Origin of the sequence: Streptomyces dengpaensis, assembly GCF_002946835.1 — a bacterium.
Taxonomy (GTDB): Bacteria; Actinomycetota; Actinomycetes; order Streptomycetales; family Streptomycetaceae; genus Streptomyces; species Streptomyces dengpaensis.
Genome location: NZ_CP026652.1, coordinates 6,210,044 through 6,225,614 on the forward strand (window position 1 = coordinate 6,210,044; position 15,571 = coordinate 6,225,614).

Genomic DNA, 15,571 nt, shown 5'->3' on the forward strand with positions numbered 1-15,571 from the left:
CGACCGAGGTCGACTCCGAGTGCCGTCAGCGGGTTCACAGCCTGATCAACGCCGTCTCACCTGGGCCGACTCGGACCAAAACAGAGGGTGATTGCCTCTGATTGGCTCCGAGTAGCTCGGTTCGAATCGGGGTCGAATCAGAGCGGTTTCCTCTGACTGCCTCCGGTCGTCTCTGCAACCCGACCTAGCAGGTCACAGCCGATCTGGCCCACAAAGGCGCAGGTCAGAAAGGTGCGTCAAGAATACCCGGCGTACAGCCCGACTCGTCTGCCATCTGTGCTCTGACCTGGGCTTATGGCCCGGTCGGGGCCCTTTTCCGTATTCGGGCGCTTCCCGCTTCTACCTGCGAGTTCCCGGGAGTTCCCACGCAGTGTGCACGCGTTGTGCACTGGGGCGGGGTGCCGGGCGGTGGGCTCGATGAGTGATGTCACCGGGCCTCAGGAGGGAACTGCGGGGAACCGGGGCTTCGATTTGGATGCGTGGATCCGGCCTCTGTGCGCTCTGATCGTGGCCGGGGTCGCTGCCTACGCGTCGTATGTTCACCAGCGGGAGTTCGCGCTGCAGGGTGGGGCGGACGAGATCAGCGCGTCGTTGTGGCCGCTGTCCGTGGACGGTCTCTTGCTCCTGGCCACGGTCGGCCTGCTGAAGCCCCCTGGATCCAGCTCACGCCGGGCGCGGGGTGCCGTGTGGTCGGCGTTTCCGCTGGAGATCGCGGCCTCGCTGGCCGCGAACATCGCGGCGGCGCCGGCTTTGGAGTGGAAACCGGTGCTGGTCTCGGGATGGCCTCCGGTCGCATGGCTCCTGTCGGTGGAGCTTTTGGTGCACCGGCCGCCGTGGCAGGTCCTTTTCCGTGCGGCCTCCCGCCGAACCGGACATGATGGTTTCCCGATCATCCGGCTCTCCAGTGACTACAGCGTCGATTCAGGCTGCTCGCGGAGGACACACAACGCCGTTGCGGCGATCTGCAATTCGCATACCTCCCGGGTCTGATGTGTCCGAGTCACCTGGCCCCCTTCGCCCGATGTGGACGGCTTTCCCGTCCTCCCTGGCCGGTCGTTACTCCGGCGACTACTACGGGGCCTCCGTCGCCCTAGGACTCGCGTCCCGTAGGCGATCCCAGCGTCCGCGTAACCATCGCCGCAGGTGGGAGTAGTCGTATCCCTTATCGCCATGGAGCTTGCCCGGCTTGCGCCGTCTGCGTCCGCGGCGAGACCGGATCGGCGGGATGCCTCTCACCAGCGGGATCAGTGCCTGGCTGTCGTGCAGGTTCGCGGCCGGGGCGGGGGGCCGCTCGTATCCACGGGCGTCGAGGCGAGAGACTGGCGAGTCGGAAGGCCGCTTTCCTGGATTGCGGCAGCAAGAGGAGCGGCACTCGGCGACCGTTCCACGGCGATAGATGCCAGAGGTGGCGATGGATCCCCGTGACATGCAGGGCAAGCTGGTGCGGGACCGGATTCCGCAGATCATCCGCGAGGACGGGGGCGATCCGATCACCTACATCGCGAGTCCGGCTGAGTACCGCAGCCGACTGCGGGACAAGCTCGGCGAGGAAGTCATCGAGTTCCTTGAGGCGGATGAGGTCTCGGCACTGGAGGAACTCGCGGATGTACTGGAGGTCGTACGCGCACTCGCTGCGGAGTTCGGGGTCGACGCGGAACGGTTGGAGCAGATCCGCGCCGCCAAAGCCTGTGAGCGGGGCGGCTTCGCGGAGCGCATCGTCTGGACGGGTAACCGATGACCGCAAGCCGCTTCAGCGATCGGTTCCAATCTCCGAGACGACCCGCAACGACGCCGCCCACCTCCATGCTGCCTGTGCGTCGCGGCCACGTGGTGACCTGATGTGCAGTGGGGGAGGCGGGCACCAATCCGGCACCCGCCAGTGCTCATCTACGTTTCGGTCTGCTGAGCGGTCGACTGTCAGGGTTGACGAGGGGGAGACTAAAACCTCTCCACCCATTCCTGACGCTTGAGCGCCGCCACCGCTGCCGCTCTGCTGGATACCTTGTCCCTGTGGTCCCGCGGCATCGCTGCCGCTGTTCGGTTTTCGCCCTCGGGGATCCAGATCGCGTTGTGCCCGTCTGCCGCACCGCCTTGAGCTTGTGCTGCCACATGGCCTGTGGCTTCGCCCACGCACACCCGCGAGCCGTCCGCGTCGCACACAGCCAGCGCTGTCACAGCTGTAGCGGAACGATTGTCGCTCTGCTGCAGCATCTGCAGCATGCCTTCGCTGCCGACTGTGTTGAAGAACCAGCCGGTGAACGCGCCGGGCAAACCGTGCCAGGCATCGACGTAGATGCCGGTGTCGTCGACCAGGACAGGGCGGCGTACCAGAGAAAAGGCCAATTCGGCCTTGCGTAGAGCGACGTGTTTGACGTCCAGAGACTGCACTTCTGGGAGCTGCATGGACACGGACGCCAGCTTGAAGCCCAGTAGCGACTCGAACTCGGCGACCTTGTTCTTGTTGCTGCTCACCAGGGCCAGGCCCCGGGGAAAGTCCGTTCCGGCCAGCATTCTGGAATCAGGGATCTTCGGTGCAACTCTTGGTTTATCGGACGCGTGGACAGGCTGCGGCTGCTGCACGTTGGCTGTCGGATAGGCGAGGCTCGAAAATGCTGAGCTCGGAGGGAGCAGGCCCGGGCTTGTGACGTCTATCGGCCATGCTCCGCAGAGCGGCGTTTGCACGTCAACAAGGTTGTTGGGCTCGTCACGCATGGTTCACGGTATCACGGGCATCATTGCGTGATTGGCTGGTGCAGAGGGTCAGATCTGAGGATGCTGCGGGTTCTGAACGGCCCATATTCGCAGGTGGTTTGACCCGGTACGCGGGTCTGCTGGCGGGACTCTCGACCGAGCCGCCGATCCGGTTGACCGAGCAGCCCGGCCCGTCGGCCGCGGATTGCACCGATCTGACCTTGGAGTGACGTGCCTGTCCTGGGCTCGGCGGCGGTGCGGCTGGTTCCACACCACCGACGGGCCGGCCCAAGGGCCCAACCGTGACGATCGCGAGGTGCGCTCGGCCAGCGGTTCCAGGCCAACTCGCCGAAGCCAGAACTGAGTTATACCGGAAGCTTGACAGATCCTCTTGGGTCGTCATGCTCCGTTACGGGGACTCCCTCGCCCGTTAGGTAGGAGCGTGATCGGTGCTCATTCTTGGTCTGGCCGAGGCCGTCGGCATGCCGTCTGACATGCTCGGGGGGAAAGGGACGGGACTGGCGAAACTCGCCCGCCTGGGCCTTCCGATCCCTCCCGCCTTCATCCTGACCACCGCGGCATATCACCGCTGGTTCGAAGCCGGATTCCGAGTCGACGACGACTTGCGCGACATGGTTGCGGAACAGCTCGAGCAGCTGAGGCCACAGGTCGGCGCGTTGGGCTTATCGGTGTCCGACTCGTTTCTGGTCTCTGTGCGATCGAGCCCCGTCGTGTCCATGCCGGGGATGTTGAACTCGGTTCTGAATGTAGGCGTCACCCATGACTGGCTGGACGCGCAGCCCGAATCATTCAGACACGAAATCCTTTCCGAATTCATACGTACCTATCTGCTGGCTTCGGGGGTCAACCGTGACAGAGGCTCCAGCGCAAGCCTTCGAGTAGCGTCCAAATATACTCCCGTGGGAGCATCGCTACTGGACCAGGTGACTGCCTGCATCGATGCCGTCTTCTTATCGAATATGCACAGGAAAATTGCCGAGTTCACTGCCCAGCGCCTTCTCGATGATCAGATACCGATTGCATGCATTGTCCAGGTGATGGTCTACGGAAACCGTTCGGAAGGGAGCGCTTCGGGAGTTCTTTGGAGCCGAAACATTCAGTCCGGAGAGGGGCCCTGTGCAGGAACTTACCTCGTGAAGGCTCAGGGGCCCGAGGTCGTCGGATCGGCCCACGTCCGTGAACCCCGGTCGCTCATCCGGATGAAGGCAGACTGGCCTGACGTATACGAGGACCTGTGCAGGATATCGGATACCTTGGAGGCCGAATTTCCGCATGTGCAGGAAGTCGAATTCACGGTAGATGAACGAAGGGTCTGGCTGTTGCAGGCCCGCGATGTCTCTTTGTCTCCACTGGCCTCCATTCGGCTCGCCTGCAGCAAGGTCGATGCGGGGATGTGGACACCTGCTCAAGCTGTCCTGCACACTCGAGCGGATGCCTTACCCAGATTGGCCAATCGGGTAGCGGCGGCATCACCGGACTCGTCGCCAGATCTTCTCGCCCGGGGGATACCTGCTTCAGCGGGCATCGCAACCGGTCCGCTGGTCGTCAAGCCGGATGAAGCCGGTGATCCACTCCTGCCGGACAATGCCATTCTTCTTGCGGAATCACTCACTCCTCAAGACGACTTCGGGCTGATGAAAAGCTGCGCCGGTTTCGTCACGATCCGTGGAGGCCCCGGCACGCACACCGCTTCTCTTCTCCGCAAGCTCGGCAAGCCCTATGTCGTCAGCCTCGACCGGGAGACTCTGCTCCCTCGACCGGGCACCCCCGTACGATTCGGAGCGAGCACGGTGAACGCGGGCGACATCGTGACGGTTCTGGGGAGTCGGGGTGAACTCTTCCGCGGAGAAATTCAGGAGTCGGAAGACGCAGGTGCCCGAGAGTTGGTCGAGCGCTTCGCGCAGTGGATGACAAGCCATGGCAGTATGAGCTCCTGGCAGGTGTTCAACTACCCATGCCAGCAGGCGGAGCAAAACATCAGGAACACCGTCGAATCGGTGGTCCAGCGGTGCACCTGGAAGTCGGAAAAGGCCATCGTCAACGAACTCCTGAGCCTTGTCCCGGCACAGTGGCGGATCAGGCAGGAGGTCTTTCCCGCCGGCGACCGCGATGCGATTCGCAGCGCAATGCTCTCGGGCATCGAGGAGGGCTTCTGGATCGGCCCCAAGGTGTGCCGAACAGCGGATCCACACCTCGGAAACGGCCCCTGGCAGACAGGGATCAAGACAGCCGAGGAAGTCGACTCCTTTCTCCAGGATCCCGCCTATGCCGGTCGCAGTCCCCACGGCGGATACCGCACCTGGGTGAGCGACACCGCGGTGACCGAACTGGTCGTCGTGTTCGACCCGCCAGGAAAAGGCGAGCCCGAACTCAACGCTGAACACTTCGTCTGCACCTTGTCCTGCGCGGGTCCACCGGCTCAGCTGCAGATCGTGCTCATGCTCGGCACATCCCGTCTGCGCTCCCTGGAGTCGGCGTCACCGCACGAGGTCATTCTTGTCACGGTGGAGTCCGACTACCAACACCCGCATTACCTGGGTCCGGTGCGCCCGTTCGTGGGCCGCGACTACTGGAGCGGCCCGAGACCCGGCCGCTTCGCCGAGGTCGCCATGTCACGAGGTGAGTTGTCGTTCAACAGGCTGCACGGGCTGGTCGACGAGCGGAGCCTCGTGATAGCCGAACAGGTGACCAGACTCATCGTGCAGGAGTTCTGGAAACCGCCATTCGATCTGCCCCACTACATGGTTGCCCTGGACGACGAGTTCGGGCTCGAAATCCTGGAATTCCAGGGAAGGGCCGACAGCAGGGGACGTCTCGCCTTCTTCAAACTGTTCGACGCGAAAGGTCACGAAGAACAGCTCTTCATCGATCGCGCCTGAGGCCGCGAAGCGAATCCGGGAGACACCTGTGACTCACCCTTATCCCTCTCTTGCGAAGTTCCCACGCCTTCCACTGCTGGAACATGTCGAGAAGATCTTCGACGTGAGAACCTCCCAACCGCTCGCCGGCTTCTCGATCGTCTGTGTTCAGCATCTTCTGGCCAGTACCGGTGCGCTCATCAGATCGCTCTCCCGCTGCGGGGCGGACCTGAGTCGGATGCAGATCGTCGGCAAGGGCTATTCCACCAACGAAGCGGCGCTCCGCATGCTCCGCGACTCAGGGATACGTGTTCTCAATCCCGCATTCCGCGGATCGGCGGACCGGCCGTATGACACGATCCTCGCCGAAGCGGTGCAATCGGCCCTGACGCACGTACGGGACACGTCGCAGACCACTGCCCGGGGCGTACTGCTGCTGGACGACGGAGGGCACGCCCTCACTCACGCCCATAAGCTGTTTCCACCTGAATTTCCCGTCGTGGCAGTCGAACAGACCACCCGGGGCATACGCGCGGCGAACGCCCTTCCGCCGCGCTTCCCCGTCGTCAACATCGGGCGAAGCCGAGCCAAGTTGCACCTCGAAGCACCACTCATCGCCGCCTCCATGGTCCATCACCTGCAGCAGCTGCTGGCATCGGGACGCGATCTGTTCGGCGACCTTAATGAGGTCTTCCTCATCGGCTACGGGGCCGTCGGACGTGCCGTGGCCCTTCGACTGAGGGCGGAAGGCTACGACGTCACCATATTCGACAAAGCGGTCGAGACACGAAGGACTGCGGCGGCCGAAGGCTTCTTGACCTCCGACGATCTCCGTACCCGGCTCGCTCGGAGGTGCGTAACAGCGGCCTCGACGGGCGGTGTCTCATTCCCGGCGGACCTGCACGGAGCGCTGCAACCGGGCTCGGTCCTCGCCAACATGGGCTCGTCCGACCTGGAGTTCGCGGCCTGGGAACTCCGTCAGGGCGAAAGCGTGGCCGGCGTCTATGACACACAGGGCCGCGAACTCACCGGTGACGAACCCAACCCCCCCTGGGACAGGCACTACCTGCTCGCCGACGAACAAGGGTGCCGGTACCTGCTGAAAGGCGGATTTCCCATCGACTTCGACGGAGGACCGGACCCGATACCTCCCTCAGCCATCCAACTGACCCGCGCCCTGCTCCTGGCCGGAGTGCTCCAAGCCTCCGACGAGACGAGGCCGGGCGTGGTGCCACTGGACGAGTGCATCGAGCAGCTGATCATGACTGCGTACACGCGGGGGGTTGCGGAGAGCCCCTGATGCGCAGGCCCAGTCGGCTTGTCCGGCCTCAGCACACCTAGCGCAGCGCTTCCAGCGCGGCCTGTCGAATCGCGGCCAGCGTATCGACGGAGAACGCGTCAGATCCTCTTGGCGGGAGGGCATAGACAGACACCGACGGCTTCGGCCGCGGACCACCCAGTGCGAACAAGCCGGACAGTTCGGTGAAGTTGCCGATCGACCCGGTACGCCCGTCGACGATGGACACCTCCTTGGCCGACGCCTGCGGGCTGTCCCAATGCATCGCCACCCACATCGGATCGACGCCCGCGGCCTCGGCAACCAGATGTTCGGCAGCGGCCTGCTCCTTCTTCAGGGTTTCCGCCGGCTTGCGAATCGCCTGAGCAGCAACGTCGTCGTCGACCTCAAGTTTGACGACCGACTTCATCAGACGGCGCTTGAGCAGCGCGCGGACCAAATCGCCGGCGCGAGAGTCAGGGGCTGCGGCCAGGGTGGCCAACGTCCGATGGTCGTCCCAGCCGATGTACTCCTCCACGAAGGCGGCATCGAGATTCTCCGGGGCGAACACCCGACGCGGTAGCAGGCCCTCGTGGACGCCGGAGACAACAGCCCGGATAAGCATCTTGTCGATCCCCACCCGAGTCCTGTGCCCGTACACCTGGCGGTGCATGTGATACCGCGCCAAGAGGAGACTCTCGACGGCGAAAATTCCATCGAGGTCATAGGCGAGGTGATCGCCCTCAGAGGTGTGGACGATCCTTGCTGCTTCGATCAGTTTGTCGACATCAAAACGACCGTAGTCGACGCCGCAGAAATAGCTGTCACGCAGCAAGTAGTCCATCTTGTCGATGTCTGCCGAACCGGAGACTATGTCACGCGCCACCGACCTTTGGGCGCCATGTCCCGTTCCGGTCAGCAACTCAGCGATCCATTCCGCGTCGGCGTCCAAAATAGACCCGGCCGGTGTGTGAAACCTGACTATGGCGGCCGAGATCTTCTCGTGTACATGCGTCTGACCCGTCAACTCCTCGAAGATGAATTCGCCGACCTGGGAGAATGGACCATGCCCGACGTCGTGGACCAGCGCGGCAGCCCGCACACGCTGCACCTCCCTCGGCTCTAACCCGAGACGGTCGGCCATTCGCCCCGCCAGGTGACATGCACCGATGCAGTGTTCGAACCTGCTGTGCCGGGCTCCTGGATAGACGAGATGCGTCATCGGGAGTTGCTGTACGCCTCGTAGCCGCTGAAATGCGGGCGAGTCCACCACCCTCCACTCGTGATCGGTCAACTCGATCAATCCATGTACGGCGTCGCGGACTTCCCTGCTGCTCATCGGCGCCATCCCGTCCTTCAGACCGCGGTTATTTGTGCTCCCGAGTCTTCCACGCCGCTGCTGGCAAGGCAGGCGTCTCGTCTTATTCAGTCCAGAGGGTGAACTGACGCCCGTGAGCATAAGTGTGGCCTCACCTGTAGCGATCTGGATCGGACAAGGAGGCGCGGAAGACGCCAACGAGTGAGGACAACTGGCGGCGGCCACGAGTCGATGCGAAGGCCGACGCTGAACACCTGATCAGCCGCGCGGGGGCGGTGATGCTGGGGAGCCTCACAAGGGGACCAGGCACAGGCCGGCGAGCCTCGGGCCAGTTGGCCCTATGAGCGTCGTGGCGGCCGAGCAACATCACCAGCAGGGAGCACCTGCTCCCGAGTCTGATCCCGTGGACCGGCTTGGCCTTCGACTCTCCTGCGCGTTGCCCTGGCAGCGTGCAGGCGACCGCCGCGGCGGGACGGTGGTACCCGGCTCGAGGTTGCCTGCGCTGCCAGTCCGCATACGGATGCACGTGTCGGGCACCCGCGGTCAACGCGTCCTGGCTGCACGGGCGGACCCGTGTCAAAGTAGAGAAGCGCTGCTGGTCGTCGAAGGGGGAGTTCGATGAGTGGTGCTCGCGAGGGGAAGTGCGACGGATCCGATCTCTGCGCCGAACTGTCCGGGGCGACCTTCACTGAATTCAGCAGGACCTACCAGGGTGATCCGCACAGCAGGGTTCTGCTGGAGACGGCCAACTTCGCCATGGTGGTGGACATATCACCACTGGTCGAGGGTCATTTGCTCGTGGTGCCCAAGAAGCACTATCTCAGCTTCGCCCGCGCCATGCTGGACTACCGTCACGAGGCAATCAGCGTCGTCCAGAGAGCCAGGGACTGGGTGCGCAAGACCTATGGCACGGTGACGCTGTTCGAGCACGGGTCCACTGCCGGCCAGTCCGGCGGAGCCTGCATCGCGCATGCCCACATCCATGTGCTGCCCGTGGAATCCAAGAGACTGGTTGCCGTCATGCAGCGCGATGAACTGGAACTCACCGCGCTCCCGGACATCACCAGTTGGACGGAGGCCACAGAAAGTCAGCGCCCCTATCTCCTGTGCTCGGACGGCGAGTCGTCTTGTGTCGCCCTCTTGTCAGCACGCGTGCGGCATCAGTATCTGCGATCTGCGTCTGCGGAAGTTCTCGGTATACCGGACCCTCAGTGGGATTGGTCGCTCGTCGTCCGCAAAGATCTGCTGCGCGGCACCGTCCGTCGGTACCGGCACGCGATCAGCGACCTGGAGGTGTGATTCGAAGTCCGCGCCCGTAGTTCTCGAACTGCCTGATCAACACGCGCCAACGGTCGATGTCGACCAGGTGCTGCTGTCTCGTCGCGGCCTCACGGAGCAAGGGGCCGACGGCCTTGGCCCAGCCTTCAGGTGGATGAGAGACGAAGACCGCTTCGCCCAACTTCAGTTGCAGCCTGGTAGTCAGAGCGTCGAGACGAACCCGTAGGCCTTCGAGTACCAGTCTTCTCTCGTCGGAGGTGCCTTCGATCGCCAGCTCGACCAGCGATCTGATCGCGCCGTAGCGCACCCACTCGCCTCGTTCCTTGTCCAAAGCCTCGAAGAGCAGAGTCGTGTTCGCTGACGACCTGAAAGCCCCGAGGGTGTGAACGACACGCCATCGGATGTCCGTGTTGCTCGTCGACCGGTAGATGGCCCGGAGCTGTCTCAGATCGGCTTCGTCGAGCGACCATCGCTTGGCCGCGTTCGAGACCGCCCAGCCCATCACTGGGTTGTCTCCGGCGAGCAGTTGAAGGTCCTCCTCGCGACCCGCATGATCTGCGCTGAGGCCCAGGGTTCTCCTCCACTGCACGAACCAATCCTCATCGGAGTCGATGGAGTGACTCAGTCGGATGATGTCCTCGGCTGACCGCACGGTGGCCGCGCCACGGAAGGTGGCGTTCGGAAGGCCCTCGAGCATCGCTCTGGTCGCCTCGCTCGTCCAGATGAGCGGATCGAGCACCTTTTCCGCGGCGCAGCAGGCGAGCCATGCCTCCACCTCCTTCGAGAACAACGTCCCCACTCCGTCCGTGGACACGCCGACGGTCTTCACCGCATACAACCAATGCCAGTTGTAGACGGCCTGGAGAAACCTGTCGCCGACAGAGGGAGATTTGAGCATCCGCAGCGCACTGAGCAGGATTTCGGTTGAATTCGCAGAGAACGTTACGCGGTTGAAGGAGTCGGAATTCCATTCCTCTTGGTGCTGTGCGAGAAAACGTGCGGCCAGGAAGTCGTTCTTGATCTGGTGGTCGAACTGAATCTCGCCGTCCGTCGACTTGGCCAGGGTGCCGTCCGCGAGTAGACGGTGAGCGGTTGTCTCGGTGAGCCACTTCTCGGCGAACGACAGCGTCGCCACGCGTGTGCTGTTGCGGTACATCTCGAAGGCCATGGCGCTCAGACGGTCGAGATCACCGTTCGTCAGTCGCTCCTGATCCGTATAGAACAGCTCAAGGCTGCTCTCCGCCGATCCCAGCGCCGGCCTCCCCGTCGAGATCGCCTGCTCGAGGAAGAAGGGACGTCCCAGCAGCGCCCTGTCCGCATCCGATATCGCCGCACGCACGTCCGCCGAGAAGTGCTCGGACAGGACTGCTTCGACCGTGTCCACGGTCAGGGGATGCAGTTGCAGCTCTGTCCACGGCCACAGATCGGTGCCGCCGTCGTGGTGGACCCGATCGGCGACCAGGGCGGACAGGCTCAACGGATGCTGCTGCAGGTAGGCGTCTATCGCGTTCAGGATGATGACGGAGGTCGCTTGGCTTGCGACCTCGTTCAGACCGTCGACGAACAGGACCACCTCGCCGAGCTCGAGAAACTCCTCGAACGCCCTTGGGTTGATGGGTACGACAGATGTACGCGCCATGACGGCGAACTGCTGGCTTCGAGCTTCGGCGGATTCGCTGATCTCGCTCATCGCCTGGGAGTGCGCGGGCTTCCAGTGGCTCAGATCAAGGATGACCGGGATGGCGGCGCCCGACGCGATGCTCTGGAGCGCGGCGCGCCGCAAGAGCACCGATTTGCCTGCACCCGCAGGCCCGCGCAGGATGATCCGCCTCCTGGCGAGACACTCGGCGATGATCTCGCCGGGGTCCGACATGCGGGAGTCGTCACCCGCCTGCCACTCGACTGCCAGGGGCCCTGCCGCGCCGGGGGGCCTGCGCGAGAGGACTTCTCCGAGCTTCGGGAGGTACTTCTCCAGCAAGCGAGCTCGGCTGCTGGAGCCCTCGCGCGGCGGAAGGGGATAGTAATGATGGATGGAGTTGTCGTTGTAGGTCGCGGTGGCGTTCTCCGCTGCGGCGACCGGACCGGAGATGTTGCCGCCCGCCTGGACGGCCTGGTCGCCCGCCTTCTGCCCGACCTGGTTCTGCCCGCCGCCCTCCGGTCCTGTCCCGCCTGTCGTCACGCCGCTCACGAACCTTCTGACGCGTTGCCGTCGGGCGACTGATGTCGTTCGTCGGAAGGCTGCGATCGGCCGTCGGCTCGGGCGTTCTTCCCGGTCGCGACAGCTCCGGTGATGTCGCCGGCGGCCTGAACAGCACCGGATCCGGCTCGCTGTTCGACGTTGCCTTTCGGTGGAGTCTTGTCCGCTGGGCGAGCCGGAGGCGGTGAGGGGGCGGCGGTGGCGCCGGCACCCCGTCCCGTGGCGACCGCGCCGGAGATGTTCCCGCCGGCCTGAACCGAGCCACGGGTCGCCTGCTGTGAGGTCCCTTTGACCGGGCTCCTGCTCGAGGTGGGGATGAACCATCCCGCCAGCGTGAGGAGCAGCCCCACTACGGCGAGGAGCGTACCGAACGTCGCCCGGCGACTGTCGCGCTCCCCGGCACCGCCTCCCCAGGCCCACCATCCCACACCGACACCCACCAACAGCACCACGATGCCCGCCACAACGATCAAGACACTGCGAGGCCTGGAGACTGCCATGACGCCAACCCCTCTCGAGGCACGGGAGACGCGTGCCCTCCCAACGGTAGTGCGTAAACAGCCCGTTGCACCGTCCATGGTCGGCGCGAACCGTCCCGGCCCTGCACCTCACCCATCGCCTGTGCCGAACCGGAGGTCCCTGTCGCCGATGGTGTCGCAGGGAGTGTGGTGAGGGTGGCGTGATCGCCCATAACTGGCGGAACGACCAACTTAGTGGCTGTCTCCACCTGCGGGTCGATGAGCCGTCTGTGTTCGTGAGTGTGGCGGCGTCCGGATTCGGGCTTGGCGAGTTGGCGCTTGAGCCGGTTGGCGGCCGTGACCGCGTCGATCGGCTCGATGCGCAGGCTGACGTCGACGCGGCCCGGGTAGGTCAGCAGCGGCTGCAGCCAGCCCGGATGCACCTCGCATGGGTAACCGGTGATCGCGAAGGAGGCCACCTGCCTGCCGCCGACTTCCAGGTGCCGGGGCGCGACGGTCGCGGGCGGGGCGCTGGTGTGCGGTGCTGCATCGGGGTGCCTCGGGGCTCGAGCACCGGCGGTCGGAAGGTGGCGGGTGCGGGTGGACGGGCGGCGTGCCGGGGCGGGGTGTGAGGCTGTCGAGCGGGCCGTTGGAAACGCGACGGGGCAGGAACGCGGGGGCTGCCAGGCCCTCTGGGCGCCGACGCAGACCGAGTGCCGTCCGGTGCTTGGAAGACCGGCATGCCGGGCGGGCGAGTCGGCCGTGCCCGTGGACTGGCCGACGGGGGAGCGGTGGCGTCGGATGACGGGTCTCCGGGGGCGCGGAACTCCGGCATCGGCGGCGGTCCGGCCGTCGGGCTGATCGGCTGGCCCGCATTGGGGGTATCAGGAACAGGTTGGAGGAATCGCGGCTGCCCCGGTGGGCGCCGCGGATTGGCTGCCGGCGCGCCGTGCCCTGGAAGCAAGGGACTCCCGCCGCCCCGGCGGCCCGCACCGCCTGAGGACGGCCCGGAGCCCGACGGCCGGGGAGATCGGGATGCTCCCGAAGATCACCCGACCAGGAACTCCGTTCGACTTGCACGTTCCAAGATCGGTTGAGGCGGCTTCTGATACAAGATCACACGCTGTCCGATAGGCGGCAGTTGGGGTACCTAACGAGGCCCTCCTAGTAACTCGTAATTTAGGAATTATTATTGACACGCGCCGGTAACCGCTGCAAGATCCTGGAAACAATCCGCAGGCGCGCGGGCATTGAGCTGGTCCGAAGACCGACCGCCGCACCCTCCACGAGGGAGCGGTACCTCAGACTCACGACCAGGACGGGTCGGCACGCCTGATCGATCGGACAGCGAAGGTTCCGATGTGAAACGACATCTCACCGTCCTCCTCGCCCTCCTGACCGGCTTGCTGGTCGTGCAGGCACCCGCCCACGCCGCCCCAGCGGCCGGCACTGTCGCCGTCACGCCGCCAGCACCCCAGCAGGTGCTGAGTCCGACGCCGTACATGGGCTGGAACACCTACTACGCGCTGGGTGGCGATCCGACCGAGGCCGAGATCAAGTCAATAACCGACTTCCTGGTCAGCAGCGGCCTGCGCGACGCCGGCTACGAGTACGTCTGGATCGACGGCAACTGGGCGGCGCCGACCCCACGCAGCTCGGCCGGCGACCTGGTGCCCAACCCCGACCAGTTCCCGAACGGGCTGAAGCCGCTGGTCGACTACATCCACTCCAAGGGCCTGAAGGCCGGCATCTACACCGACGCCGGCCCGTACATCCCGGGCAAGTGCGGACTCGGCAGCCACGGCTACTACCAGCGCGACGCGGACAACTTCGCCGCCCTGGAGTTCGACGCGGTCAAGGTGGACTACCTCTGCGGGATCGCCGCGGACCTCGACCCGAAGACCGTCTACACCGAGTTCGCGCAGGCGCTGCGGAACAACGCCAGCGGGCGCCCCATGCTCTTCAACCTCTGCAACCCGGTGACCTCCCCGGACTGGGGCAACTACCCGGAGGAGCAGCAGTCGACGTACTCCTGGACCTATGCGCCGGGGATCGCGCAGTCCTGGCGGACGTACACGGATGTGGGTTTCGTCGGCGAGATCAAGTTCAAGGACGTGCTGCGGAACTACGACGCGAACGCGCGGCACCCCGAGGTCGCCGGGCCGGGGCACTTCAACGACCCGGACTACCTCGGACCTGAGCTCGGGATGAACGACGAGGAGTTCCGCACCCAGATGACGCTCTGGTCGGCGGCGGCCGCGCCGCTGCTGATCGGCAGCGACGTCCGTAAGCTCAGCCAGACCTCGCTCGGCATTCTCACGGACCCCGATGTACTCGCGATCAACCAGGACACCGCCGGCATCCAGGCCGTCCGTGTCGGCCCCGCCGGTACGACGGAGACCTGGGTGAAGCGGCTGGCCAACGGTGACCGTGCCGTGGTGCTGCTGAACCGGGGCGACAGCCCGACGACCGTGACCACGAAGGCGTCGTCGGTCGGGCTGTCCGGGGATCGGTTCACCCTGAAGAACGCCTGGACCAACCAGGTCACCGAGAGCGCCGGCACCATCAGCGCCGCCGTCCCGGCCCACGGCGCGGCCCTGTTCCGGGTCGGCCCGGCCACGGGCAAGCCCGGTGTTCCGCACGTCGTCGCCGGCCTGCCGCAGGTGACGCAGGTCGGTGACGACGCGGTGCCGGCCGGGACCGCCCCGCTGGTCGCCGGAGGCGACCAGGCCCGGGTCGAGGTCACCGTCCGTAACGACGGCGCGCAGCCGGTCTTCGCGCCGCGGGTCGAGCTGACAGTGCCCTCCGGCTGGACGGCCCGTCCGCTCAGCGAAGCGCCGAAGCTGCTGGACTCCAACCGCTCCGCGACCTTCGCCTTCACGGTGACCCTGCCGGCCACCGCCGAGCCGGGCAGCACCGCGCTGACCGCCACTACGTCGTACGAGGTGACAGGCAAGGGACGGCTGCGGCAGGAGACGGCCACCGCGGTGGTTGTCGCACCGGCGGCGCCGGACGGCGACGTCGTACTGTCGCACCACAAGTGGATCAGCGCCACCAGCGGGTGGATGAGCCCGACGGTCGACCTGAGCGTCGGTGGCTGGTCGCCGATCAGCATGCTCGGCCAGGTCCACCCGACCGGTATCGGGGTCGCCTCGCCCTCCACGGTCCGCTACTACCTCGGCGACCAGTGCAGCCGGCTGACCGCGACCGTCGGCATCGACGATGCGGTGCGCAACGTCGGCCCGGAGGGCGGCACCTCGACCTTCCAGGTGATCGGTGACGGCCGGGTGCTGTTCGACAGCGGTGTGCTGACCCGCGACGACATCCGCCAGGTCGACATCGACCTGACCGGCGTCCGGGCGCTCGACCTGGTGGTCGGCGACGCCGGCGACGGCGGCTACAACGACCGCGCCAACTGGGCCGGTCTGAACGCCACCTGCTGATTGGGCTCGGCCGCACCCAGGTGACACCTCA

General features: G+C 65.3%; 9 protein-coding genes and 1 pseudogene. 6 read left to right on the forward strand and 4 right to left on the reverse strand.

Annotation, left to right across the window (positions count from 1 at the left end):
* Window positions 1-417: 417 nt before the first annotated feature.
* Window positions 418-990, forward strand: a complete 573-nt coding sequence (locus tag C4B68_RS28625; RefSeq protein WP_099501130.1) for a DUF2637 domain-containing protein — start codon at window positions 418-420, stop codon at window positions 988-990.
* A 129-nt stretch (window positions 991-1,119) separates the two neighbouring features.
* Here C4B68_RS28625 and C4B68_RS28630 read toward each other — a convergent pair.
* A pseudogene (locus C4B68_RS28630) lies at window positions 1,120-1,275 on the reverse strand (IS5/IS1182 family transposase); the annotation flags it as partial.
* 136 nt (window positions 1,276-1,411) lie between these two features.
* On the opposite strand from C4B68_RS28630, the gene C4B68_RS28635 reads away from it, so the two are divergent.
* Window positions 1,412-1,738 (forward strand): nucleoside triphosphate pyrophosphohydrolase, encoded by a 327-nt coding sequence (locus C4B68_RS28635; protein ID WP_099501132.1) that lies wholly within the window; start codon window positions 1,412-1,414, stop codon window positions 1,736-1,738.
* 200 nt (window positions 1,739-1,938) lie between these two features.
* Here C4B68_RS28635 and C4B68_RS28640 read toward each other — a convergent pair whose 3' ends face one another.
* Entirely contained in the window at window positions 1,939-2,712 is a 774-nt protein-coding gene (locus C4B68_RS28640) for a non-canonical purine NTP pyrophosphatase (RefSeq protein WP_099500803.1), read from the reverse strand.
* 428 nt (window positions 2,713-3,140) lie between these two features.
* Here C4B68_RS28640 and C4B68_RS28645 point away from each other — a divergent pair, with 428 nt between their 5' ends.
* Window positions 3,141-5,591 carry a PEP/pyruvate-binding domain-containing protein gene (locus tag C4B68_RS28645; protein WP_099500804.1) on the forward strand — a complete coding sequence of 817 codons (2,451 nt, stop codon included), beginning with the start codon at window positions 3,141-3,143 and terminating at the stop codon, window positions 5,589-5,591.
* 103 nt (window positions 5,592-5,694) lie between these two features.
* Complete coding sequence (locus tag C4B68_RS43590; RefSeq protein ID WP_180289214.1) at window positions 5,695-6,870, forward strand: adenosylhomocysteinase; 1,176 nt, start codon at window positions 5,695-5,697, stop codon at window positions 6,868-6,870.
* 37 nt (window positions 6,871-6,907) lie between these two features.
* Here the strand turns inward: C4B68_RS43590 and C4B68_RS28655 are convergent, their stop codons facing one another.
* Window positions 6,908-8,185, reverse strand: a complete 1,278-nt coding sequence (locus C4B68_RS28655; RefSeq protein WP_167459188.1) for an HD domain-containing protein — start codon at window positions 8,183-8,185, stop codon at window positions 6,908-6,910.
* Window positions 8,186-8,782: 597 nt separating this feature from the next.
* On the opposite strand from C4B68_RS28655, the gene C4B68_RS28660 reads away from it, so the two are divergent.
* Window positions 8,783-9,463 carry an HIT family protein gene (locus C4B68_RS28660; protein ID WP_099500807.1) on the forward strand — a complete coding sequence of 227 codons (681 nt, stop codon included), beginning with the start codon at window positions 8,783-8,785 and terminating at the stop codon, window positions 9,461-9,463.
* Here C4B68_RS28660 and C4B68_RS28665 read toward each other — a convergent pair.
* The gene (locus C4B68_RS28665) at window positions 9,444-11,630 is read right to left on the reverse strand and encodes an NACHT domain-containing protein (RefSeq protein ID WP_099500808.1); all 2,187 of its coding nucleotides are present in this window, start codon (window positions 11,628-11,630) and stop codon (window positions 9,444-9,446) included. The two genes, C4B68_RS28660 and C4B68_RS28665, sit on opposite strands and share 20 nt — an antisense overlap.
* Window positions 11,631-13,458: 1,828 nt before the next feature.
* On the opposite strand from C4B68_RS28665, the gene C4B68_RS28680 reads away from it, so the two are divergent.
* A complete protein-coding gene (locus C4B68_RS28680; RefSeq protein ID WP_099500810.1) occupies window positions 13,459-15,540 on the forward strand; it encodes an NPCBM/NEW2 domain-containing protein in 2,082 nt (693 codons plus the stop codon).
* Window positions 15,541-15,571: the final 31 nt, after the last annotated feature.